Consider the following 25008-nt stretch of genomic DNA (forward strand, 5'->3'; position numbering starts at 1 on the left):
TATGGAAATTAAATATCTGGGCACGGCCGCCGCAGAAGGATGGCCGGCCGTGTTCTGTACCTGTGAGGCGTGTAAGAGGGCGAGGGCGCTGGGAGGAAAGAATATCAGGACCCGCTCCCAGGCCATTGTGGATAATACGGTTCTCATCGATCTTCCGCCCGATACGTATCTCCATGTCCTGCGGGAGGGAATGACAATTGACGCGGTCGAATCGGTGTTGATTACCCATTCTCATCAGGATCATTTTTATCCCATGGAGCTGCTGATGCGCGGCGAGCCATACGCGCACCAGCCCGGAGCGCCGGTTCTCACGGTCTATGGAAATGATAAGGTGGAAGCTGCATACCGGATGGCCATGGAGATGAACGACAGCCCTACGCTTCACGCACAGCTGGATTTTAAGCGGGTAATGCCCCTCGAACCGGTAACACTGCCTTCCGGATACGTGGTGACGCCGCTGGCGGCCAACCATGCAAAGGATGAAAACTGCCTCGTATACCTGCTGGAAAAGGACGGAAAATGTCTCTTCTATGGCCATGATTCGGGAAGCTACCCGGAAGAGACATGGGATTATTTAAGAGGGAAAATGATCAGCCTTGTCAGCTTCGACTGTACCAATGTGGAGGCGCCCGACGGAAATTATCACATGGGGCTGCCTGACAACCGGAATGCAAAAGCACGCATGATTCGTGAGGGATGCGCCGGAGAGAACACGGTGTTTGTGATCAATCATTTCTCTCACAATGGAAAGCTGATGCACGAAGAGATCGTGGACTGTGTCCGCGAGGACGGATTCGTGGTGGCATATGATGGTATGACGGTGGAATTCTGATCATGGAAATGGGGGAACGTTTAAGGAGAAAGCAGAAGGAAGTGTTTCTATTCTGCTGGACCGGTTATTTCCTGACGTATTTCGGGCGGCTGAATTTATCCGTGGCCATGAACGCCATGGCGCTGGAATTTGCCAGCGGCGCCGCGGTGATCGGCCTGACCGGGAGCGTGTTTTTCTGGGTCTATGCGGTGGGGAAGCTGGTCAATGGTTATGCGGGGGATTATCTGGACAACAGGCATCAGGTGTTTTTTGGGCTGATGGTGTCGGGAGCTGCGAATGTGGCTATCGGATTCGTCCACAACATATGGATCATCATCCTTTTATGGGCGGTGAACGGATTCGCGCAGAGCGCCATCTGGTGCAATATGATCAGTCTGATTGCCCACTGGTTTTACGAGGAACAGCACGCGGGAGCTGCGGTGTGGCTGTCCACCTCCATGGTGGGAGGAACGCTGGCCGGCTGGGGGATCTGTGGCTTTATTATCCGGGCGGCATCCTGGAAGTGGGTATTTTTAATACCTGGCTTCGCCCTGATTCTGTTTGCGCTGCTGTGGAAGACGTATGTAAAAAATACGGCGGTGGAAGCCGGATTTACGGATTTTCAGAGCGTTCGGGTGATGAAACCGTCCGCGGCATTTCTGGAACATACGGACTCCTCTTCGGGCATCGGAAACCGGCTTGGGAAGTTTATTCTGGTTTCCGGCCTGGTCTGGATTATACTCGCCTGCCTGGCGCAGGGGGTGATCAAGGACGGAATCGGCCTGTGGGGACCCACCATGATACAGGATATCTATGGCGTGGACGCCGGTACGGCCTCGTTCCTGCTGTTGTTTATACCGGTGATGAATTTTATGGGCATCACCCTGGTGGGAATAATTCAGAGAAATCGGCTTCTGAAGGAAGAGACGCTGGTGGTGATTATGATGGTCCTATCGGTATTTATCCTGGCCGGGCTTCGCGTCTTTATGGGAAAATCGCTGGCTGCCGGGGTACTTTTATTAGGCGGCGTCAGCGCCGTGATGTACGGTGTAAATACGATTCTGCTGGGAGTATTTCCGCTTCGCTTTGCAAGGGCCAACCGGGCCAGCTTCGTATCGGGGCTGCTGGATTTCTGCTCCTATGTGGCAGCCGGTCTGTCCTCCGTGCTTTCCGGGCTGGTTATCCAGCTGGGACTGGGGTGGAACAGTGTGTTTTTGGTGTGGCTGGCGCTAACGGTGATGGGGATTGGGGCGTTGGGGGTGTTTGGGTGGAAGTATAAGGCGCAGACCGGAAAATAGAATGGAAACGGAATAAGAGGGAAATAAAAAGTCTGACTCATTCAGTTTATGACTTTTTATTCCCCTCTTTTACTGTACGATTATTCGATTCTGGCTGTACCACGAATCTCTTCGAAGGACGAGATTCCCATTTGTCCGGCCAGCACTTCTAAATCCTTCAACAGGCGGTGCATAAAGTCTGGCCTGGAAAGATTGGCAGATCCAACCTGTACTGCATAGGCCCCTGCCATGATGTATTCGATCACATCCTCTGCACATGAAATACCGCCGATTCCAATGACGGGAATATCTACGGCTGCGGCCGCTCTGCGGCACATCAGGATTCCCACCGGTTTAAAGGCCGGGCCGGAGAATCCGCCGGATCCGCCTCCGCCGCAGCGATATGCTCCGGTCTGGATATCAATACAGGAACCGTTTAGGCTGCTGTAGCTGGTTATGGCATCGGCGCCTCCCTCCTGACAGGCCACCGATATTTCCTCTACAGGAATGTCTCCGCCTGGAACCTTGGCGATCAGCCATTTGCGCGGGGCTGCTGCACGGACACGGGCTACAAGATCTTTTAATTCATCCGGATTTTTCCAGTAGGGAGTTCCGGGTCCGTAGGGACAGTTCAAGTTGATTTCAATGCCCATAATCCGGTCCATCTGTTCGATAGAGGCGGCCAGTTCTTCCATCTGATATTTATCAATAGCTTTCATGTCAATAATAAGCGGTGTGGTCTCGCAGGGAAGATGCGGCAGTATCTCTTTTTCGAATTCAAAAATGCTCATGTTGTTTTTAGAGAGAGCACTGATAAATCCATTATTGGTCTTACATATTTTTTTTGCCATGGTTGGTGATCCGCTGTCTATGAACATGGAGTTTGGCATCATGGCCCCCAGTTCATTCAAATCAAAGTACCTTGCGTGTTCGATTAAGTTTCCCAGCGTAGCCGCAGCGGGCATAAGCGGATTTTTTAAGCGGATATCTCCTATGGAAGATGGGATTGTTACATTTAAATTCATAGTCTGTGGTCCCTCCTATTTAAAAGTCTGAAAACATTTCCGGTCTTTTTCAAAATCGATCATGTTAAATGGCAGATACGGTCCGTTGCAGCATACAGGGATGCCCATCTGGATATCCGGGCTGTGTAAATAGCATGACTTACAGGCGCCGATCCCGCACCCAATCCGGGTACTGGCAAATACCATTGTACGCTCCTTTAAGGAATCATCGGCGCAGTTCATAATGGATTCGAGCACCGGTACGTTGAGAGCCATATATACGGCATCGGATCCGTCCGCCAGATATTTCAGCGCCTGGGCTCCGTCGGATACGAAGTGGGTAATGGAAGGAAGCAGTTCTTTGGGAACCGCGCATTCGGAACCAATCAGGAACAAAGTTGGTGTGGTGCAGGCGTGGATGAGCGGAGCCAGTAAATGAATCGTAGCGGGTTCTGCCACAAACACGGCGTTTGCGCCGGGGGCACAGCCAATTCCGTTGGCTCCCCATATGGCGGTCTTTGCGCCGGCAGTCAGAGGAAAGAGTGAAGAGTTCTTTGCAGCGATCACCTTTAGACCGCGGTCAGTTCCTTCGTAAATCATGTATGGATAAGACCAGTGAAAACTGTCCCCCTGATTCTGGATCATAACAAACTGCCCAGGTTCATAAGTAAAATCCGGATATTCCAATTCCAGTAAGTGAAGCGGGTGACCGTCACCGGCCGTCATCGTCTGCACGGATAAAACCGTAGAATCGAGTACGGGTATGTAATTGGCCGGCTTCCATACGCCATCTTTTTCCATTTCCTCCTGAAGCGGACGGGCCAGGGATAAGTACCGGTCCCATTCGGGAGCCCTGTTGTCTCCCTCTGTATAGGGGAGGTCAATCAAACCGAGCAAATTCTGATGCTTTAAAACGCTCATGGTAATAAGATCGGATAAGTTATTAAATCCTGCGCCGCTGGTAGAAATATAGTCGGGACAATGATATTTTGACTGCCTGTAATACTGCTTGAGTTCTGGATCTGAAATCTCTTCCTGCGTGTCTGCAAATATCTCATCATAAAAGAGCCGTACAATTTTACCAGCTTCAACCACAATCTGAAGTCTTCCGGTTACACCTGGCTCCAGTTCTTTCGCCAGACCGTAATACCTGGCAGAGCTGGGATCCGACATGCGGGCAGCTATCTTTTCAGCGAGAGGCAGCATGGAACGCTTAATGCTGTTGGAGGCGCCGGCCACCAGATCAAAGTCTCCGGTCAGACGGTTTGCGGCTACCATCTGTTTTTCCACACTTGTGATTCCATTGACCAGAACGACTCCCGTGACTGCGGTACGCTCTTTGGAAGCCTGGAAGAAGCCGTAGTCAGACAGACGCTTGTCCATATTTTGAAAATGTCTCATATAGTAAGTGGGGCTGCACTGCTCATTGAATTCTACCATGACGATGCGTCCGTCATCTGCCACCACTTCGAGGACGCCTAAGTGTCCCAGATCGCCGTTAAAGCAGGAAGAGAATCTGGCTTCTTCCCTATAGTAGCAGCCCTTGATTAATCCTTTTGGCGGCTGTACGCTCCAGGAGAGGCGATCTAAAATAGATACTGTTTTTTCCCGTTGTTTCATTAAAAAATCCTCCTTTTTTTCTTGAGTATTTCTCATTTGTATTGAGCATAATCCAGAAAAAATTGAAATTCTATAACTGAACTGACTTGAATTATAAGTATTCTGACATATAGGGCGATATTATGTTATAATGTCATAAAAGTAGAAAATCAAGTCAAAAAAGTTATAGAATAGTGGCCTTCCACCTGTTTATACTGAATATACAACGAAAGAAAGGAAGGGGAAACGATATGAAAAAAAGAACCCTGAAGAGAATTGCCAGCTTTACACTTAGCAGTATGATGACCGTGAGCCTGCTTTCCGGATGCGGCGGTGGGAAACAGGCAGAGAGCCAGCCGGCAGCAGGCGAGGCAACAACCGCGCAGACGAAGGGAGAGGAAAAGGAAGAACCATATGTGGTTACCATGCTGACTCAGGGGGAGCAGCAGGAGGACCTTCCGAGAATTATGGAGAAGGTAAATGAGATTCTGGTCAGAGATCTGAATATGAAGCTGAATCTTTTGGTAGCACCGTATGGCAGTATAAATCAGCAGAGGCAGCTGATGCTGACCAGCGGGGAACCCCTGGATCTCGTTTACCTGGATGCCTCCTCGGCAATTGGTTTCATGAATAATGGCCAGATTATAGATTTGAGTGATCTTATTGATAAATATGGAACTAATATTAAGAAATACTGGGAGGATGAGGCGAAGTCTGCCAACATAGGTGGTTTTGTGTTTGGCGTCCCTAATTTAAATGAAGTGGGTAATATTCCGGCAATCGGAATGAGAAAAGACATGGTAGAAAAATATGACATTGATGTAGAGAGCATCAAATCGCTTGAGGATCTGGAGCCGGTTCTGGCTATGATTAAGGAGAAAGAGCCGACTATGACACCAGTTCATATCTGTGCGGACCAGCCGCCGATTTCACGCCAGCTCAGCGTGATTGATCCTCTGATTGACGGAATCGCCGTTCTGGATAACAGCGGGCAGGATACCACTACAATTATACCGGTTACCCAGAGCGAGGCCTATAAGGAGAAGTGTGAACTGTTCCATAAATGGTACCAGGCCGGATACATCAATCAGGATGCGGCAACTACTACGGTCCAGTTCGAATCTGCATTTAAGGCGGGCAGTACATTTTCCGCAATCATGGTCTGGCATCCCATGTCTCCCAAACAGTTTGGCGGTGTAGATATGGCTTATGCGTTTTTAGGGGAGCACAGAGCGTTATCGGGAGCTACCAGCAATGCGGATTACGGAATCGCCACTAATTCTCAGAACCCGGATAAAGCCATGCAGCTTCTGGATTACTTATATGGAAGTGAAGAGGTTGCACAGCTGCTAAACTGGGGTGAAGAAGGGAAAGACTGGGTATACGTCGACAAAGAACAGAATGTGGTCAGCTGGCCGGAAGGTGTGGACTCCAATAATGCAACGTATCATGCGCAGCTGTCCTGGGCTCTTCCCAATCAGTTTATGGCCAGCAGTTGGGAAGGCGTATATGATCCGGATGTATTTGAGCAGATGTTAAAGTTTAATAAAGAGGGGAAGAAATCGAAAGGATTTGGCTTTGCCTATAATACAGAGCCTGTAGAGACAGAGCTTACGGCACTGAAAAATGTACAGGAGAAATACCGTATTTCCCTGGAAACCGGCGCTGTGGATCCAGCTGAATATCTTCCTCAGTACGAAGAAGCCTTAAAGCAGGCGGGGCTGGACAAGCTGATCGAGGAGAAACAGAAGCAGTTTGACAAGTGGCTTGCAGCTCAATAGGAAAATACCATGGATGAAAAAGTGAGAAAAAGAAAGTTCCGGTGGAAAAAATGGATTCCTATATTTATTATGATGTCACCAGGGCTGATCTATCTGTTTATCAATAATTATATCCCCATATTCGGGCTGGTAATTGCCTTTAAAAAGGTGGATTTCCGTGTGGGTATCATGAACAGCCCATGGGCGGGGCTTTCAAATTTTACATATTTATTCAAGACACCGGATGCTTTTATTATTACACGAAACACACTGCTGTACAATTTGGCATTCATTGCAATTAATACCGGCTTGAGCCTGACGTTTGCGATTTTTATTAACGATATGAAAAATAAGTATTGCAAGAAGATCTATCAGTCAGCGGTTCTGCTTCCTTACCTGATGTCCGTTGTTATCATCGGTTATATCGTCTATGCACTGTTAAGCCCGGACAAGGGAATGATTAACAACAGTATATTAAAACCAATGGGAAAATCTCCTGTTTCCTGGTACATGGAGCCAAAGTACTGGCCTTTTATCCTGATTTTGGTAAACGCCTGGAAGGGAGTGGGATATAACTGCCTGGTATTTATTGCAGGACTGGCCGGAATCTCGCCGGGATATTACGAAGCCGCACAGTTAGACGGGGCGACAAAATGGCAGCAGATAAAATACATAACACTGCCATGCATGAAAACCACGATAATTACTCTGGTCCTGTTGAATATCGGAAGAATTTTTTACTCCGATTTTGGCCTGTTTTACCAGATTCCGATGAATTCGGGTGCCTTGTTTGACGTGACGAATACAATTGACACGTATGTATACAGGAGCCTGCTTCAGCTTGGAAATATTGGCATGGCATCAGCCGCGGGCTTCTACCAGTCACTGGTTGGGTTTACGCTGATTTTAATCTGCAACTTTATCGTTAGAAAAATTGACCGGGACAGCGCATTATTTTAAGGGGGAGGGGAAGATATGAGATCAAAAGACCAGAAAATATTTAATCTGATTTCCCATACCGTCATGATTTTCATGACCGTTATGGCGGTACTCCCCTTTGTACTCGTGTTTCTCTCCTCCGTAACGGAAGAGAATACATTGGTACTGAACGGATATTCCTTTTTTCCGGAGAAATTCAGTCTGTATGCCTATGAATACATTGTTATGAAGGGGAAAAAGATATTCAGGGCGTATGCGGTTACCTTGTTTGTCACTGTGGTTGGTACAAGTATCAATGTGATGATCTCGGCCATGCTGGCATATCCTCTTTCCCTAAAGGATCTGCCGGGGAAACGGATTTTTACCTTTTATGTGGTATTCACACTGCTGTTTAACGGCGGACTGGTACCGACATATCTGATGTATACCTCTGCTTTTAACGTGAAAAATACTATTTTTGCCCTGATTGTTCCCAATCTTCTGATGCACACGATGAATGTACTTCTGATGAGAACGTATTACAGCACCAGTATTCCCACGGAACTGTTTGAGGCGTCGGAAATTGACGGGGCGAGTCAGTTTAAGATATTTGGCAGTATTATTCTGCCGCTGGGAAAACCAATAGCGGTAACCATGGCATTGTTTTCGGGCCTCAGCTATTGGAATGACTGGACCAACGGCCTTTACTACCTGACTGGTTATAATGGAGAGAAACTCTATAGTATTCAGAACTTCCTGAATAAAGTGGTGACAGATATCCAGTACCTAAACTCCAGTCAGGTTGGCTCAAATTCAGATATTCTGGCTAAACTTCCAACAGTTTCTGTCCGAATGGCAATTGCATTTGTGGCCATGATTCCGATTTTGATGTTGTTTCCGTTTTTGCAGAAATACTTTTCCAAGGGTATTGCGATGGGAGCTGTCAAAGGTTAAGATGTTAGGAGATGATGCGTTGCATCAGGGGGAGGACTTTCTATGAGGACAGAAAAGAGGACCGGGAATTCAATATCCAGCCGTTTAAGGCGGTTGATGATGATTCTCGTGCCTCTTTCTGCCCTTTATATCGGTATCAGTGTGGCCAGCACCTATTACTTTAAAAAGCAGATTGTGAGCTATGCCGAGACATTTGTGGACTTCTATATTGATAAGATTGAGAATACAGTCACAAACATCAACCGGCGTATGAGCATGCTGATCCTGGGGGAAGGCGAGACGGAGATCGAGCTGGATTCCTATATCAACAGTATTAAGACAACTGATAACATCGCCTTTCGAAATTACTTTATTGGTAAACTGCGGGATGCCTTTCGCATGTATTCTATGGAGTATGGAAGCGAGTATCAGTTTTTTGCCTTTTTTCCGGAGGGAAAACAGTATGTAGGTGCCAATGCGAATGATAAACTGGGACAGGATGTCTGGGAGCAGTACCGGGATGATATCATACACAGGCTGGAGGGAGAGATGCTGATCCCCAACTCCGGGAGCCAGTACTGGCAGTTTGTCGAGGGAAGCGGCGGCTGCAATTATATTATAAAATTTTACAGCATCCGGGAAGTCTATGTTGGATGCTGGATCCGGCCAGCTGACCTTATCGCGCCGCTGGAAAATGCGGTAAAGGACGGAAAAACCACAGCGCTGCTCTTTGACCAGAATAACCGGCGCATTGCAGGGGAGCGTACCATGGAGCCGGATACGATCACGATCGAACGGCGGTTCAGCAATCTGCCGTTTTCTGTGCGTTTGACTGTTCATGATTACGGTCTGTTTCAAAAGACATTTCTGATGCAGATGGGGCTCGTCTTTCTGGCACTGGCCATGCTTTTCATTACACTGTGCAGTATTTATTTTTTGTATAATAAAGTGTTAAAACCTATCAAAAAGTTTTCTAATAATCTGGAGCGGTTAAGCCGGGGCAAGACAGGGCTGGAGGAGATAAGCAGCAGTGAGCTGTCGGAACTGGAGCAGGCCAATGCAGAATTCCGGCAATTGCTGCAGAAGATCAGCATGCTGCAGGAGGAGGTGTACGAAGGGGAAATAAAGAAACAGCTAATGTATATGGAGTACTTAAAGCTTCAGATTGAACCGCATTTTTATTTGAACTGTCTAAACTTTATATACAATACAATTGATTTGGGCAAATACACCCAGGCCAGCAGGATGTCGGTCATGACAGCCGAATATATGAGGTATTTATTTAATAATGGCCGGGATTTTGTGTGTATCTGGGAAGAACTGGAGCATATCGGCCATTACTTAGAGATTCAGAAGCTGAGATTTGAGCACGCGTTTGATTACTATCTGGAGCAGGAGGATGAGACGAGGGAGGCCAGAATACCGCCGCTGGTGATCCAGACGTTTGTAGAGAATTGTATAAAGTATGCTGTTGACTTAGATTCCGTTTTACAAATTACGGTTACCGTATTTTCAGAGGAAATGAACGGGATTCCCTATACAAATATTTGTATTACAGACAGCGGGCCTGGATTTTCGGCGCAGATACTGGAGCAGCTGACGGATCAGAATAAATATATGGAGGAGGAAACAGGGCATATCGGCATATCGAATACGATTAAACGTCTGTACTATACTTATGGTGACCGGGCCAGTATCAGTTTCTATAACGGACCGGTAAAGGGCGCTGTTGTCGATATTCATATTCCATATACCGTAAAAGCGGCTTTAGAAAAGGGGGATGAGCCGGATGAATCTGCTGATTGTGGATGATGATCTTCATGTAATTGAAGGGATCGAACGTAATTTAGACTGGGAGCGGCTGCATATCGACCAGGCTTTCCAAGCTCTGGGGGTTCCTGCGGCTAAGAAGGTACTGTCTTCCAATCCGATCGATGTCATGATCTGTGACATTGAGATGCCTCAGGAGACGGGGCTTGACCTGTTGGAATGGATTCGGGAGGAGGGATTTCCAATTCAGGCGATCTTTCTCACCAGCTATGCCAAATTTGAATATGCACAGAGGGCGATTAAGCTTGAGAGCCTGGAATATATACTAAAACCCGTAGACTATGGACAGCTGGAAAAGGCAGTAGTCCTGGCGGTAGAGCGGTCCTTAAAGAGCAGGCAGAATGAGGCGTTTAAAGAGAGCAGCCGGTACTGGGAGCAGAACCGTCAGAATGTTGTGGAGTATTTCTGGACTGGTGTGCTGGCAAGGGAGGCTTCATCAGATGAGGAAGAGTTAAACTGCAAGATAGAGGAATGTGGCCTCGATTACATACGTGGAAAGGTATTTCTTCCAATTGTAATACAGATGGTCCGTGACGTGGCAGAATCCTATGCAGGGCTGGCGGATGCGGTAGATGCTTTGTGTACGAATTGTCTGGAAGATAATACAGATGATGGCGTGGAGGCATATGAATTTCATGCAAAAATATCAGATCATATGTATTTTCTTATGCTGAGAGCCAGGATGAATTCGGATCCGGATGTATTAAGGCGCGACGTAGAACGCTTTATGGCTTTCTTTATGGAGGGAATGGGGAAGGCGGAGCTGAATGTGCTCTGCGGAGTGGGTATGTGGAGTACTGCAAATCTTGTTTATGAAGATGTGAGCTGTATCTATACCATGATGTATGAATCGCCGCGAAATAAAAAGAAGGTTCTGTACCTTCAGGAATACGAGCCCGTCAGCATGATGTATGAGGTACCGGACCTTAAAAACTGGTGGGATATGATGAAATATGGACAGACAGGAGAATTGAAGGAAGCGGTGGAGCGTTACCTGGATATTCTGGCCGGTCAGCAGAAACTCAGTTCCAGAAATTTGCAGCAGCTGGGACTGGATCTTACCCAGATGGTGTATTCCTGGCTGGGATCTATGAATATATACGCCCATATGCTGTTTGACAATGAGGAAAACAATAAGATCTACGGAAGAGCAGCACTCTCCTCCCATAATATGATGCAGTATCTGGAGTACCTTCTGTCCAAGGCAATGGAATATAAAGATGTAGTAGAGCGCCCCCCATACGATTGTAGATACGATCAGGGACTATATGGACCACCATTTTCAGGAAAACTTATCGCGGGATGATTTGAGCCGTCTGGTATTTTTAAATCCAGATTATTTGTCCCGCCTGTTTAAAAAGGAGATGGGGCTGTCCATCAGCAGTTATCTGATACAAAAACGGATTGATCTGGCAAAAGAACTGCTCTCTACGACCAGAACGCCGGTAAGTGTTATATCATCGCAGGCAGGCTACGATAATTTTGCTTATTTTACTAAGGTGTTCAAAGAGAAGACTGGTATGTCACCCAATGAATATAGGAAGAACTGTCAAAGTGCTGACCGGAAAGATAAGAGATAAGAGAGAAAAGGGGAGAGCAGAGAGGGAGATCCGGAAATGAAAAAAGCGAAAATGCGGGAAGTAAATTTCTATGCTTATGAAACGTACTGCATGGTTCGGATCGAGGAACGACCGGAGGTCAGCACACTTCTGGCCGGCTGCCGCGATCTTGCACTTCAAGTGGAGCAGACATTGAATATGTATGACGAAGAATCCGAGTTGTCGGTAATGTGCCGGGATTACAGACCGGGACAGCCGTATGAGGTATCTGCACTTCTGTATGATTTTCTGGATACCAGTTTAAGCATGGCGAAACGGAGTAATGGAGCCTTCGATCCCACGGTTGGAGCAGTGGTTAAGAGATGGGGAATCGGTTCAGGGGAGGTGCGCATTCCAGCAGAAAAGGAGCTTGCCATCCTTATAAACAGGACCGGGTACCATCATATTAGGCTGCTTCCGGATAAACGAGCCGCAATTATAGATATCGAAGGAATTACCATAGATCCGGGGGCCATTGGGAAGGGGCTGGCAATCGATTATATCATACACTATTTAAAAGATTATCACGTGGGGCAGGCGTGTGTGGATTTCGGGGGAAATTTGTATGTTATGGGGGATACATACAGAATCGGTGTACGCGGGCCGGAGGATCCGGAAAAAATGATGGCAATTGTGCCAGTAAAGGACCAGGCTGTTTCAACGTCTTCCTGGTATGAACATTATATTGAACGCGATGGCAGAGTATATGGCCACCTGATCGATCCGGCCTCCGGTAAACCGGTAGAATCTGAATTTACCAGTGTGACGGTAATCTGTGACAGGGCCATTTATGCAGATATGCTTTCGACAGCATTGTATGTTCTGGGTGCAGAGAAGGGGGAGGCGGTAATACGCTCGCTGCGGGAAGAGAGTGGAATTTGCGTGGATTACCTGGCCGGGAGGGCTGGAGATGGCAAAATTGTGAGCTATTCTGATACATTAAAATAATATCCTCGTCTTATGAAGGTGGCAGCTGTCCTTTGAAATTGTCAGGGACAGCTGTTTGACGGCCTTGATTAAGAACCGGATAGTTTAAATAGTTAAAAGATTAAAAGGGGAATCTTTTATGTAAAATGTCCATTTTTTTTCACGAAATACTTTACAATCTGTATAAATAATGGTAAGATACAAATGTGTAAACGATTACACACTATAATACTAAACAACTACTGGCCTTTTACAAAAACCACTGATTATAAAGGATTACATAATTCACATATTTTCAAATAACCTTAATTTTTTTTGAAAATATGTGTAAACGATTACACATTACTGCATCATGGCCGCATAGTGCGGCCGCAGGAGAAATGGAGTGCAAAATGAGTCTTACGATTAAGGATATTGCTGAAAAAGCAGGTGTATCCGTGGCTACGGTGTCGAGAGTGATCAACGGGTCCGGTTACGTGAGCGAAAAAAACAAAAAAAATATCGAGGAAATTATCCGGGAATCGAATTACTGTCCGAATGCGGCGGCGAGAAGCCTGATTACCCAGGCCTCTGATATGATCGGCCTGGTGATGCCGGAGCGGGTTAATCCATTCTTCGTGAAGGTATACGACGGTGTGACCCGAAAGGCGGATGAGGAGAATATAACGGTTCTCTTTTATAAAACGGACGACGATGAGAAAAAGCAGGGGGAGATATTAAAGCAGCTGAAGGCTCAGAGTGTAAAGGGTATTCTGATCACCCCGAGTCTCTATCAGACCTCCGCCACCAGAAAGATGCTGGAAGCAGTGGAACGGGCCGGGATTCCCGTGGTCCTCATCGACCGTGATACGGAGGGCGGGGATTTCGACGCGGTATTTATTGACAATAAGGGGGCTATTTATAAGGCCACAGAACAGCTGATCCAGGCAGGACATATGCAGATTGCGGCCGTCACCAGCCCTGATTTTTCCAGAGTGGGCGCGAGAAGGCAGGACGGTTTCCTGGAATGCATGAAGAAGCACGGGCTGGAGGTCTGTCCGGACTGGGTGATCGAGGGAGAATTGAGCGTTGAGAGCGGATATGATGCCTGTAAGCGCCTGATGGAGATGGAGAACAGTCCCACGGCAATTGTGGCATTTTCCAGTTCGGAGCTGATCGGATGCGTGAAATACTTAAACGAAGCAGGATACCGGATCGGCAGGGATGTCTGTCTCTTTGGATTTGATGATATCGGTACATTCCCGGATTTCGGACTTCAGCTGTCCACCATCGAACGGCCTATGAGGGAGATGGGGGAGCTGGCGTTTGAACTGTTGTGGGAACGGATTCATAACGGCGGAAAGAACAAAAGGAGCCGTGAGATCCTCCTTCCGACCAATATAAAGTTTGCTGAGAAATAGATAGTAACTTTGCACAGACATCGGAGGCGATCCGTGGGTCGTGTACAATTACTAAATATATATTTACATCACTACAAGGGGGAAAGCAGCAATGAAACATGACAACAGCTACAGCTACAAACCACAGTACGATCCATTTGAGAATGTTATGACGAGGAACGGACTGCACGCAGATGAGGTGATTTCCGCACTGCAGAAAAGCATCCGCCATGCGGACGAGGACACCGCGATCCGGTGCGGATACGAGATGTATGTTACCAGCATGGAGTTGGAGAACTATCTCTGGAGACGTCTTTCCGTCATCAGCGTGGAAGACATCGGATTCGGGGAGCCGACCGCCCCCATTCTAATCCAGACATTGAAAACCATGAGAGAGGAGTTTCCGTACTCTTTAAGCGGCAGCAGGGCGCTGTTCCTGTTCCAGGCGATTCGTTATCTGTGCAAATGCCGGAAAGAGCGCTCCAGCGATACGATTAAGACGATCGTAATCGAGGAGTACAAGCGAGGGGAGTACGCAAAGCTTCCGACAGAGTATGATATCTATGACTGGCATACGAAAAAGGGAAGAGAGGGCGGAAGAACGTATCTGGATTTCCTGGAACATTTTACAGATGTTACGCCATTTATGGATCAGTACGATCTGGAACTGAAGGAGATTTTAAAACAGTATACCAGGGAGAACATCGAACTGGGTGAAGAATAAACAGGGGAACCGGTAAAAACAAAAGGAGAAGAACAGGGAGGTTACAGGATGAGTAAACTAAGACGCATTGCAGCATTGGGACTTACGGCGGTACTGCTCGGGGGTTGTGTACCACAGAAGGTGGCTGCGCCGGAGAAGACAGAGGAGATAAAGGCAGAAGAGGCAAAGACAGAAGAAAGCCAGGCAAAGAACGAGGGGAAGAACGAGGGAACGAATGAGACGGCGGCGACGGAAGCAGAGACGGCCGCAGCCATCGCGACGGAGATTACGGGTCCGGTGGAGATAACCATATGGCATCAGTATTCTGATCAGTATGAGGTGTGGTTTCAGAAGGTAGCGGACGAATTCCACGCGAAAAATCCTGATATTACGGTTAAGCTTCAATATCAGCCCGCAGACCAGTACGAAGCAAAGGTTATGGCGGCGGCAAAAGCAGACGATCTGCCCAGCATGGTTCACTCTGCGGTAGCCAATATGACCAGCTATATCAATGAGGGAGCGCTGGTGAATATGGACGATTACATTTATGATTCGACGGTGGGGTATGAGAACTTTGATGAAGATATCAACTCAGGGCTGAATCAGATGTATGTGCCGTGGGGCAATAAGCGCTACGCCATGCCTCTGTTCCTGGGCGGCAATGTCTTTTTCTATAATAAGACCATGTTTGAAGAACTTGGCATAGAACCGCCGAAGACCTGGTCCGAGGTGGAGGCCGTGGCGACGGCTGTCAGCGACAAGATTGGCAAGCCTGGCTTCGGATTCCAGATTATGGTGGACGGTTACATGGAGGTTCTGACACAGGCCGGCGGAGAAGTGATTGATCTGGAGAATAAAACCATTGGTTTTGATTCTGAGACAGCCAGAGAGAAAATTACCTGGTACAAAGATCTGATCAATAAGAAGGTTGCCCGTCTGGTGGGAGACGACAAACACTTTACCAATCCATTTGCCAACGGCGATGTCGGATGCTACGTTGCATTATCCGGGAACTACGGATATCTTGCCACCGCGGTCGGAGACAAGTTCGAACTGGGAGCGGCGCCGCTTCCTCAGGAGGGCCCCAAGAAGTTTGTCAGCCTTTCCGAGCCGGTATTTGCCATTGCGAAGACCAATCCGGAAGAGGAACTGGCCAGCTGGATGTTCTTAAAATACTTACTGAGCCCGGAAGTCAATGCGGAGTGCGGAACGGTATTTGGCGCCCTTCCGGCATCTACTGCGGCCATGAACGAGAGTGTATACCAGGATTTCTTAAAAGTAAATCCGGTGGCGGCTGCGGTCTACGAGCAGAGAGATTCCTACGGATATATGCCGACCATAGCGGGATGGTATGAGCTTCGCACGAGTCTGGATAAGGCGCTGGAAGAGATTATGCTGGATATAAGCGACATGGATACGGCACTTGCAGAGGCCAGGAAGTCGGCAGAAGCAGCAATCCGCAAATAGTCCAATCAGGTGAAAAGGTGAGCCATGGAGATTAAATTACAGAATATCAGAAAGAGATTTGGGGAAACGGTAGCCCTTGATGATTTATCTTTGGAATTTTGCGATGGGAAACTGACCACGCTTTTGGGGCCAAGCGGATGCGGAAAGAGTACCCTGCTTAATTTAATATCGGGAATTCTGCCGCCTACTTCGGGATCGATTTATTTCGGAGACAGGGATGTGACATCTCTGTCTCCGGATAAGAGAAATATCGGCCTGGTATTTCAGAATTATGCGCTGTATCCCCACATGACGGTGGGGGAGAATATCGCATTTCCGCTGGAGATCAAAAAGGTTTCAAAAAAAGAACGGCTGGAGCGGGCAGCGGAGTTTGCCAAACTGCTTCGGATTGAAGATTACTTTACCCGAAAGCCATCCCAGCTTTCGGGAGGACAGCAGCAGCGCGTGGCTATAGCAAGAGCCCTGGCAAAGGAACCGGAGATTCTGCTTCTCGATGAGCCGTTGTCCAATTTAGACGCCAGGCTCCGCCTGGAAATGCGGGAGGAGATCCGGCGGCTTCAGATGGAGACGGGGATCACCACCATTTTCGTGACCCACGACCAGGAGGAAGCACTCAGCATATCAGATCATATTCTGCTCCTGAAAAAGGGGCGGATCCAGCAGTACGGGCTGCCTCAGGAGCTGTACGATGAACCGTGCAATCCGTTTGTGGCGGACTTCCTGGGCAATCCGCCGATTAATCTATACGAGGGCATAGTCGATGGGAACCGTGTAATATTGCAGGGGGACAATACGGGATTTCTCATTGCCGGGATGAATGGCATCGAAAGAGGAAGAAGGGTGAAGCTGGGAATCCGGAGCGAGGCGTTTGAGGCAGCGGCGGAGGGAGTCTATGAGACGCCTGCAACCGTAAGAAACGTATTTTTAAATGGCAAGGAAACCCTGTATCTTCTGGAAATTGGAGGAAAAGAATTCAGAAGTACGCTGGAAAGCGGACAGACCTATGAAATTGGAGGGAAGATATCGGTTCGTTTGAAAAAGAAGGGGGTTCACATCTATGATTCTGAGACAGAGGAAAAGATCGGTTAAGGTAAAAAGTGATGAAAAAGTCACGGTAAGGACATTTACGGAACCCTTCATCTATCTGCTCCCATTTATTCTTGTAGTGAGTGTGTTCATGGTCTTTCCGATTATCACGGTCTTTCTGAATGCATTTCTGGAGAACTATGATTATCTGGCCAACACCTACACCGGCATGGGAATGGGGAATTTCGCAGCGCTTTTCTCGGATAAGGAGTTTTTACTGTCACTGAAAAATACATTCCTTTACGTGGCATTTGTCGTACCGCTTTCCACAGTCATTGCACTGACGGTAGCCATTCTCTTAAACCAGAAGCTGAAGGGAAGCGCGTTCTTCCAGTTCGTATATTTTCTGCCGATGGTCACGGCGACCATTGCCGTTGGAATCGTATGGAAATGGATGTATCACTACGATTACGGCATTATCAATTACGCGCTTGGAGTGATCGGGATCGAGCCGGTCAAATGGATGGAGAATCCCAGGATGGCGCTGGCGGCCCTGATTATCTATGGGATCTGGACGAAGCTGCCATTTACTATTATCCTGTTCCTGTCCGGTCTCCAGACCATCGGTGAACAGTATTATACGGCGGCAAAAGTGGATGGGGCGAAACCGGCAAAGATTCTGTTCCGCATAACGCTTCCGCTCTTATCGCCCACGATCGCGCTGGTTCTGATTATCAATATTATCAATACCTCGAAGGTGTTTAATGAAGTATTTGCGCTGTTCAATGGAAAACCGGGGCCGGGATACTCCCTTTATACCGTGGTGTTCTACATATATGAGAACTTTTATCATAAGATGAACGTTTCCATCGCCTGCGCGGCCGCACTGGTATTGTTTTTGATCGTGTTTATCATGACCATGCTGCAGATGACGATTCAGAAAAAATGGGTCAGCAGGTAAAAAGGAGAATTGAGATGAAAAATAGACATCTGGCTGTAAAGATCATTTCCTACGTAATCCTGTCGGCCGGCGCGGTGATGATGGTTCTGCCGTTTTACTGGATGATCATTACTGCGTTTAAAACGCCGGAGCAGGTGACGCAGATGCCTCCGATCTGGTGGCCGCCGTCATTTTTGCTGGATAATTTCAAGTATGTGCTGAGTTCCGGGGAGTTCGCAAGGTATATTATAAACTCGCTGTTCGTCACGGTCTCATCAGTGATCCTGACGACCACGGTCAGCATACTGACTGCCTTTGCATTTTCTAGGCTTAAGTTTCCCGGGAGAGACATTATTTTTTCCCTGTTCCTGGGATTTATGATGGTTCCGTTTGAGCTTCTTGCCATTACAAATTACGTTACCATCGTGAAGCTTCATCAGATTGATACGTATAAGGCGCTGATCGTACCGTATACAGCCAACATACTCTATATCTTTATATTAAGAAACTTCTTTCTGGAGATTCCGGGCTCGCTTTACAACGCGGCGCGGGTGGATGGGGCATCCAACTGGAAATTTCTCTGGAGAATCATGGTTCCAATCGCCAAGCCGGCGATCATTACTATCATTCTTCTCAACAGTATTGACAGCTGGAACTCATTCTTATGGCCCATGCTGGTGACGAATGAGTCAAGGATGAGGACCGTGACCGTGGGACTGACTTCATTTGTGCAGTCCGCAGGAATCCGCTATGAGAGGCTGATGGCGGCAGCGTTTATTGTAGTAATCCCCATGGTGGTACTGTTTTTCTTTGCGAGAAAATACATTGTCACCGCGGTGGCACAGGGGGGAATCAAAGGATAGAAATGGAGGACAACATGAATATTGCAGAAAAGATTGATCACACCATACTGCGCGCCGACGCGAGAGAAGAAGAGGTAAAAAGATACTGCCGGGAAGCGGTTCAATACCATTTCGCATCGGTATGCGTCAATACATGCCACGTTCCGCTGGTGGCTGAACTTCTGAAGGGAAGCGGCGTAAAGGTATGCTGTGTCGTGGGCTTTCCTCTGGGGGCCATGAGCACCCGCGCCAAGGCGTACGAGGCACAGGCAGCTGTGGAAGACGGGGCGGAAGAGGTTGACATGGTCATCAATATTGGCGCCGTAAAAGATGGAAATTACGACCGCGTGGAGGAGGATATCCGTGCAGTAGTGGCAGCCAGCAGCGGCGCGGTGGTGAAAGTCATACTGGAAACCTGCCTGCTGACCAGAGAGGAGATCGTGGAAACCTGCCGCCGTTCTGTGAAGGCAGGGGCTGGATTTGTAAAAACATCAACCGGATTTTCGACTGGAGGCGCCACGGAAGAGGCGGTTCGTCTGATGAGAGAGACGGTGGGAGATTCAGCAAAGGTGAAGGCCAGCGGTGGCATCCGTACCTGTGAGCAGGCGAAGGCCATGATAGAAGCCGGAGCCGACAGAATCGGTGCAGGAAACGGAGTTATACTGCTGGAGGAGTGATTGGTTCGGGGAACCAGGAGGTTGTATATGGGAAGAAGAACACTGGTTTTTGGAAGCTTTGTCGTGGATCTCATGGCCCGTGCGCCGCATCTGCCTGTTCCGGGAGAAACGGTTAAGGGGAATGGTTTTAAAATGGGCCCTGGGGGGAAGGGCTTTAACCAGGCTGTGGCCGCCTTTAAAGCGGGCGCAAAAGTCACGCTGGCGACCAAGCTGGGTACGGATTCATTTTCCGATATTGCACTAAATACAATGGAAAAACTGGGCATGGAGACCGGGCGGGTCTTCCGGACCGACCGGGAGGACACGGGCTGTGCGCTGATTCTGGTGGGAGAGGACAGCAGTCAGAATGAGATTGTGGTGGTACCAGGAGCGGGGCTTTCCATAACGGAGCAGGAAGTGGACTCCTTAAAGGAAGTGATCCAGGACTGTGAATATGTGCTGATGCAGCTGGAGACGAATCTGGATGCGGTGGAGCGGGTTGCGGAATACGCGGCAGAGAGCGGGACCAGAGTGATCTTAAACCCGGCTCCTGCGGCAGACCTGCCGGAGGGGCTGTGGAAACGGATCGATGTGATCACGCCCAACGAGGTGGAGGCAGAGTATTACACCGGGATTCCTGTCTGTTCGGAAGCGGACGCAGCGAGGGCGGCGGACTGGTTTCATGAACGCGGAATCGGGGAGGTAATCATTACCATGGCAGACCGGGGTGCCTTTTTATCATCGGCATCCGAAAAAGGGGAGTTTGTTTCGGCGTTCTCCGTAGAGGCCGTGGACACTACCGGCGCGGGAGACGCATTTTGCGGGGGACTTCTGGCGGCCGTGTCGGAAGGGAAGGATTGGAAGGACGCGGTCGTGTTCGCCAGCGCGACGGCGGCACTCTCGGTGCAGAAGATCGGGACGGCGCCGTCCATGCCGGACAGGCGGGAGATAGAAGCATTTTTGGATAACTACTAAAAGAAAAAATTAAGGGGGGTCCTGGCCGTACGATTACGGCTTTCAGGACCCCCTTTCGCGTTTCTCTAAATCAGGGAATGCCTTTTCATGGTTTCCGTCAGCTTTGCCTTGTCAGCGGCACTCATTCTGATGAGAGGCAGCCTGTAATTTTCCCCACATATTCCCATCAGGCTTAAGGCCGCCTTAACAGGCACCGGATTGACGTCCAGGAAAAGGGCATTCATCAAATCAAGCAGGTCTAACTGCAGTTTTAAGCTCTCCTTTTCCTGCCCATTCAAGAAAAGTCTGCACATTTCATGGGTTTCCCGCGGCATGATATTGGCCAGGACAGAGATCACGCCTTTGCCTCCCAGAGAAAGAACGGGAACCGTCTGATCGTCATTTCCCGAATAAATATCCAGGTCTTCCCCGCACAGAGAGGCGATCCGGGCGACGTGGGAGATATTGCCTCCCGCCTCCTTGACAGCCTGGATATTCGGATGCTGTGATAGCACTTTGCAGGTCTCCGGTTCCATGGTCATGCCGGTACGGCTGGGCACATGATAGAGGATTACCGGAATTGAAACGCTGTCCGCCACGGCTGTAAAATGGGCGATCAGTCCCTTTTGCGAGGTCTTGTTGTAGTAAGGCGTCACCTCTAAAAGCCCATCCGCGCCAAGCTCCTGAGCTTTTTTTGACAATTCTACCGCATGAGCGGTATTGTTGCTTCCTGCGCCTGCAATTACAGGCACCCTTCCATGAACCCGCTTCACGGTAAATTCAATAAGCTTATATTTCTCTTCATCCTGAAGCGTGGAGGATTCGCCGGTAGTCCCGTTTACTACAATGGCGTCAGTTCCATTCTCCAGTTGAAATTCCAATAATTTTCCCATTGCTTCAAAATCGATAGCGCCATTTTCGGCCATTGGTGTCACAACTGCTGCTGCAGATCCTTCAAAAATCATCTTACCTTCCCTTTGATTCAATGCCTTGATGTAAAATATGACAAACTCTCCCGGTCTGTTCCTTGCACAAACCAGTTTTTTTCCTCATATAAAATCACTATGGAGAGTGAAGTTCATGAATAATTATTTGATTCTGGGCGGCGATTTAAGACAGATTTATCTGGGCCGCATGTTAAAGCAACAGGGGTTTCCCACCGTTACATCCGCCGACTTAGGCAGGCTTAACCTTTCTCTGGAAGAAGCCATAAAAGCCAGCAGCGTCCTTCTGTGTCCCGTACCCTTTACAAAGGATGGCAAGACCATCTTTTCCACGGACCAGAAAGATTCCTTAAAGATCACGGACCTTTTAAGACACTTAACGCCTGACAATACCCTGTTCGGCGGAAATATACCTGACTTTGTAAAAGACCACGCCAAAGAGCATAAAATCCCATACTTTGACTTTCTGGAGATAGAGGAAATCACCTTAGAAAATACCATAGCAACAGCGGAAGGGGCGATTGCGGAAGCGATCCGTTTGAGCCCGGACTGCCTTCACCAAAGCCGGTGTCTCGTCACAGGCTTCGGCCGCTGCGGAAAAACGCTTGCCTGTAAATTACAGGGATTGTCCGCGGATGTCACAGTGGCCGACAGAGATCCGGTCCAGCTGGCCTTTGGGACTGCGCTTGGGCTTAAGACAAAGCCTCTGTCCGAAATCTCACAGGATATAGGCGAGTATCACTTTATATTCAATACCATACCCGCACCAGTCATCCGTGAAGCCGAAATCCGCCTTATGAGGCCTGATGTCACCATCATTGACATTGCCTCTGCCCCTGGCGGCGTGGATTTTACCGCATGTAAGAGCCGGGAAATAAACGCCAGACTATGTCCCGGGCTCCCCGGCGCCTATGCGCCGAAGGCGGCGGCTGAAATTCTGTTAAAGGCTGTCATGAAAAGCTTATAGTAAAGGAGTTTATATGAAATTAGAAGGAAAAAAAATCGGCCTGGCAATCACCGGGTCTTTCTGTACCTTTAGTAAGATGGAAGAGGCAGTCACCGCTCTGATGGCGGAAGGCGCCTCCATCTATCCCATTATCTCCACAAATGTGCAGACTACCGATTCCCGTTTTGGAGATACCACGGAGTTTATCAGCCACATTTCCGACCTGACCGGCAATCCCCCCATTCTGAAGCTGGAGGATGCCGAACCGATTGGTCCGCAGGGCTACCTGGATATTCTTCTCATTGCACTGTATAATACTGAATACTGCCCTCATATCAACAACTTAAAACCGCTTATTTGGCGGCTGTTTGGATCGACATATATTTCTTCTATAATCTGTTTCCAGAAAGAACGTTTATGAGAATTATCCAGTTTATTGTATAGCTCTTTCCATCTTCCTTGAAACTGCCTTTCTACGAATATCAGCTTTTCCTGTTTTGCTTTTAACTCCAGATCATCAGTTCCGGAAATGATAACAGAAAGTTTTTCGTATTCTGCTTCATAGTAATCTTCAGTGATTCGTCCTTTTTGGTATAGTGTATTAAGGCGTGTCAATTCGTCTTTATATGACTGAATTGATTTTACTGGCTTTGGTTGATTCTTAGAGGTTAGATTATATTCTATCATTGTAGATTGTATAGCAGAATCTATATTGTCAAAAAGATATTTTTCTATGGCGCTTTCTCTGAGTGATGCGCCTCCGTGATATTTGAACTTACCGACACAGTTGTATCGCACATCACAATAAATACTTCCGTCTGATCGGGTGCGTTTTCGCTGCCTTCCGGAAAATTTGCGCCCACAGATCGGACAGGTAATCAGGGAACTAAAAATATACACGTATCCGGTTTGCGAATATATCTTTGCCTGTCTGGATTTCGAAAGTATATTGTACTGCTCCATTGTCATATATGGTTCGCAATATTTATTACCATCAAAATCAATTCCGGCATATTTTGGGTTTCGGAAAAATTTATCTATTTTATAATAGCTGGGAGCCTCCTCTCCATATTTATTGGTAATGTACTGCACTGTTGTTCGAATGGAAAAGCAAGAAAAGTAATGGTTAATAGCATCGTCGACAATATGACTGACAGCAGGATCTTTTTTTATGTATGCATTTTCAATTATATAGCCATAAGGTGCACACTTACCGGTAACACACTGCCCCTGAGATCGCTTGTAGTCGAATACGGCCTTGATACGTTCGGAGGTTCTGTCACATTCAGCCTGGTTCACGGAAAGCATGATATTAATGACCATCTGGCCGTTGGCTGTAGAAGAGTCGTAGTTTTCAAAAATAGTCCTCCAATAACAGTTGTTCGCCCGCAAAATTTCTTCGGTAATATTATAGTCTTTGATATTACGGAACCAGCGGTCAAGTTTAGTAACAAGAACCATATCAACTTTTCCAAGTTTTATATCTTCTAATAATTTTAAAAGTCCCTTCCGGTAGGACATACTTTTTCTGGCAGAAACTCCCTCGTCCGCATATACGCCTACAACAGAATATCCATTTTTTTCGGCGTATTCTTCTAAGGCCAGGCGCTGGGCTGGAAGTGATAGGCCATTTAAATGCTGCTCCTCTGTACTAACACGAATATAAATTGCGGCGCGTAGTATAGCTCCACCGCTATTTGCTTTTACCATAGTATCATCTCCTGTTTGAACATATGATTTCTAGTAACAAAAAATACACCATACCAATTTACAGCAGATGCCGGAAATGATACAATATAAGTGCTCTTAATATCGTATCGGCATCTTGCCGGTATGTCTGTTTTTGCCCTCTGTGTTGGTCGCACAGAGGGCTTTATAAATTTGTAAGAAAGCAACCAGAACGAATGTTCTTTATGGGGTTGATTTTTAGCCCTATAAGTTATATAATTTTTACAGAACGTAAAGAACAAATGTTCGGATAAATTGCCTATCCTTTGTAAATACTATTTTGCAAAGGAGGCAGGTCAATGAAATCGAATTTTGAAATCAAATACCACTTGTTTGATCTACGAAAGCAGAAGAATCTAACAGAACGCGAACTTTCCGCTTTGTCTGGAGTGAGTAAATCACAAATTAGTATGATTGAAGATGGTAATGCAAATCCCACTTTGCACACGATATGCGCCCTTTCCCTAGCATTAAATGTGCAACCTTGCGATCTATTTTCAATCGAATTTTTGTGAAATTCCCCTGAAAAGGGGATACATATTAAACAAGTGTCAAAGTTTGTCCGGTATAACGGACAAATTCGCTAATTGCGTCACATTCGACAAAATTCGACGTTTCTATATTAAAGAGACCTAAAAGGCCGGTAGCATTTTAAAGGGAAAGGGGCGGTACATATGAATAATGAAGAGTGTATTATTGAAATTAACAAATATCTTAAAAAGGAGAAGTCAAATCGTATATTGGGCTTAATATTACGTTTTGTACG

General features: G+C 47.5%; 24 protein-coding genes. 20 read left to right on the forward strand and 4 right to left on the reverse strand.

The features are described from left to right. Position 1 precedes the first annotated feature (1 nt). Both H8S75_RS23010 and H8S75_RS23015 read left to right on the forward strand, forming a co-directional pair. Positions 2–832, forward strand: coding sequence for an MBL fold metallo-hydrolase (locus H8S75_RS23010; protein WP_187023541.1), 831 nt, complete (start codon positions 2–4; stop codon positions 830–832). Positions 833–834: 2 nt separating this feature from the next. Then, a complete protein-coding gene (locus H8S75_RS23015) occupies positions 835–2109 on the forward strand; it encodes an MFS transporter (RefSeq protein WP_187023542.1) in 1275 nt (424 codons plus the stop codon). 80 nt (positions 2110–2189) lie between these two features. Here H8S75_RS23015 and H8S75_RS23020 read toward each other — a convergent pair whose 3' ends face one another. Beyond that, on the reverse strand, positions 2190–3113 hold the full coding sequence (locus H8S75_RS23020; protein WP_187023543.1) for a nitronate monooxygenase: 924 nt from the start codon (positions 3111–3113) through the stop codon (positions 2190–2192). Between the two features lie 15 nt (positions 3114–3128). Continuing rightward, entirely contained in the window at positions 3129–4712 is a 1584-nt protein-coding gene (locus H8S75_RS23025; RefSeq protein WP_187023544.1) for a hypothetical protein, read from the reverse strand. A 230-nt stretch (positions 4713–4942) separates the two neighbouring features. Here H8S75_RS23025 and H8S75_RS23030 point away from each other — a divergent pair, with 230 nt between their 5' ends. The 15 genes from H8S75_RS23030 to rbsK all read left to right on the forward strand — a co-directional run bounded on the left by H8S75_RS23030 (position 4943) and on the right by rbsK (position 20645). Further along, positions 4943–6472 carry an ABC transporter substrate-binding protein gene (locus H8S75_RS23030; protein ID WP_187023545.1) on the forward strand — a complete coding sequence of 510 codons (1530 nt, stop codon included), beginning with the start codon at positions 4943–4945 and terminating at the stop codon, positions 6470–6472. Between the two features lie 9 nt (positions 6473–6481). Continuing rightward, on the forward strand, positions 6482–7411 hold the full coding sequence (locus tag H8S75_RS23035) for an ABC transporter permease (protein WP_187023546.1): 930 nt from the start codon (positions 6482–6484) through the stop codon (positions 7409–7411). A 15-nt stretch (positions 7412–7426) separates the two neighbouring features. After that, on the forward strand, positions 7427–8323 hold the full coding sequence (locus H8S75_RS23040; RefSeq protein WP_187023547.1) for a carbohydrate ABC transporter permease: 897 nt from the start codon (positions 7427–7429) through the stop codon (positions 8321–8323). A 42-nt stretch (positions 8324–8365) separates the two neighbouring features. Further along, positions 8366–10114, forward strand: coding sequence for a sensor histidine kinase (locus H8S75_RS23045; protein ID WP_187023548.1), 1749 nt, complete (start codon positions 8366–8368; stop codon positions 10112–10114). Continuing rightward, positions 10092–11438 (forward strand): response regulator, encoded by a 1347-nt coding sequence (locus H8S75_RS23050; RefSeq protein WP_187023549.1) that lies wholly within the window; start codon positions 10092–10094, stop codon positions 11436–11438. The genes H8S75_RS23045 and H8S75_RS23050 overlap by 23 nt, the downstream gene beginning before the upstream one ends. Beyond that, complete coding sequence (locus H8S75_RS23055; protein ID WP_187023550.1) at positions 11401–11712, forward strand: helix-turn-helix domain-containing protein; 312 nt, start codon at positions 11401–11403, stop codon at positions 11710–11712. The genes H8S75_RS23050 and H8S75_RS23055 overlap by 38 nt, the downstream gene beginning before the upstream one ends. A gap of 36 nt (positions 11713–11748) precedes the next feature. Next, a complete protein-coding gene (locus H8S75_RS23060) occupies positions 11749–12678 on the forward strand; it encodes an FAD:protein FMN transferase (RefSeq protein ID WP_187023551.1) in 930 nt (309 codons plus the stop codon). A 371-nt stretch (positions 12679–13049) separates the two neighbouring features. After that, a complete protein-coding gene (locus H8S75_RS23065) occupies positions 13050–14057 on the forward strand; it encodes a LacI family DNA-binding transcriptional regulator (protein ID WP_187023552.1) in 1008 nt (335 codons plus the stop codon). Between the two features lie 91 nt (positions 14058–14148). Next, positions 14149–14760 carry a hypothetical protein gene (locus H8S75_RS23070; protein ID WP_187023553.1) on the forward strand — a complete coding sequence of 204 codons (612 nt, stop codon included), beginning with the start codon at positions 14149–14151 and terminating at the stop codon, positions 14758–14760. A gap of 48 nt (positions 14761–14808) precedes the next feature. Then, positions 14809–16206, forward strand: a complete 1398-nt coding sequence (locus tag H8S75_RS23075) for an ABC transporter substrate-binding protein (protein WP_187023554.1) — start codon at positions 14809–14811, stop codon at positions 16204–16206. A gap of 24 nt (positions 16207–16230) precedes the next feature. Next, the gene (locus H8S75_RS23080) at positions 16231–17295 is read left to right on the forward strand and encodes an ABC transporter ATP-binding protein (protein WP_187023555.1); all 1065 of its coding nucleotides are present in this window, start codon (positions 16231–16233) and stop codon (positions 17293–17295) included. Continuing rightward, on the forward strand, positions 17264–18193 hold the full coding sequence (locus H8S75_RS23085; protein WP_187023556.1) for a carbohydrate ABC transporter permease: 930 nt from the start codon (positions 17264–17266) through the stop codon (positions 18191–18193). The genes H8S75_RS23080 and H8S75_RS23085 overlap by 32 nt, the downstream gene beginning before the upstream one ends. Before the next feature lie 14 nt (positions 18194–18207). Next, positions 18208–19035, forward strand: coding sequence for a carbohydrate ABC transporter permease (locus H8S75_RS23090; RefSeq protein WP_002605559.1), 828 nt, complete (start codon positions 18208–18210; stop codon positions 19033–19035). 14 nt (positions 19036–19049) lie between these two features. Beyond that, a complete protein-coding gene (gene deoC / locus H8S75_RS23095) occupies positions 19050–19691 on the forward strand; it encodes a deoxyribose-phosphate aldolase (RefSeq protein WP_002605560.1) in 642 nt (213 codons plus the stop codon). A gap of 27 nt (positions 19692–19718) precedes the next feature. After that, a complete protein-coding gene (gene rbsK, locus H8S75_RS23100; RefSeq protein WP_187023557.1) occupies positions 19719–20645 on the forward strand; it encodes a ribokinase in 927 nt (308 codons plus the stop codon). A gap of 65 nt (positions 20646–20710) precedes the next feature. On the opposite strand, the gene dapA is transcribed toward rbsK, so the two are convergent. Then, positions 20711–21589: a 4-hydroxy-tetrahydrodipicolinate synthase gene (dapA, locus tag H8S75_RS23105; protein ID WP_187023558.1), complete on the reverse strand. Its 879-nt coding sequence runs from the start codon at positions 21587–21589 to the stop codon at positions 20711–20713. A gap of 115 nt (positions 21590–21704) precedes the next feature. Here dapA and dpsA point away from each other — a divergent pair, with 115 nt between their 5' ends. Continuing rightward, entirely contained in the window at positions 21705–22535 is an 831-nt protein-coding gene (gene dpsA, locus H8S75_RS23110) for a dipicolinate synthase subunit DpsA (protein WP_002605563.1), read from the forward strand. Between the two features lie 13 nt (positions 22536–22548). Beyond that, positions 22549–22935: an HFCD family protein gene (locus tag H8S75_RS23115; protein ID WP_243270406.1), complete on the forward strand. Its 387-nt coding sequence runs from the start codon at positions 22549–22551 to the stop codon at positions 22933–22935. Here H8S75_RS23115 and H8S75_RS23120 read toward each other — a convergent pair. Then, the gene (locus H8S75_RS23120; RefSeq protein ID WP_187023559.1) at positions 22845–24224 is read right to left on the reverse strand and encodes a recombinase family protein; all 1380 of its coding nucleotides are present in this window, start codon (positions 24222–24224) and stop codon (positions 22845–22847) included. The genes H8S75_RS23115 and H8S75_RS23120 overlap by 91 nt on opposite strands. A gap of 317 nt (positions 24225–24541) precedes the next feature. Here H8S75_RS23120 and H8S75_RS23125 point away from each other — a divergent pair, with 317 nt between their 5' ends. Then, complete coding sequence (locus tag H8S75_RS23125) at positions 24542–24757, forward strand: helix-turn-helix domain-containing protein (protein ID WP_187023560.1); 216 nt, start codon at positions 24542–24544, stop codon at positions 24755–24757. Positions 24758–25008: the final 251 nt, after the last annotated feature.

It is taken from the genome of Hungatella hominis, from assembly GCF_014288005.1.
Taxonomy (GTDB): domain Bacteria; phylum Bacillota; class Clostridia; order Lachnospirales; family Lachnospiraceae; genus Hungatella; species Hungatella effluvii.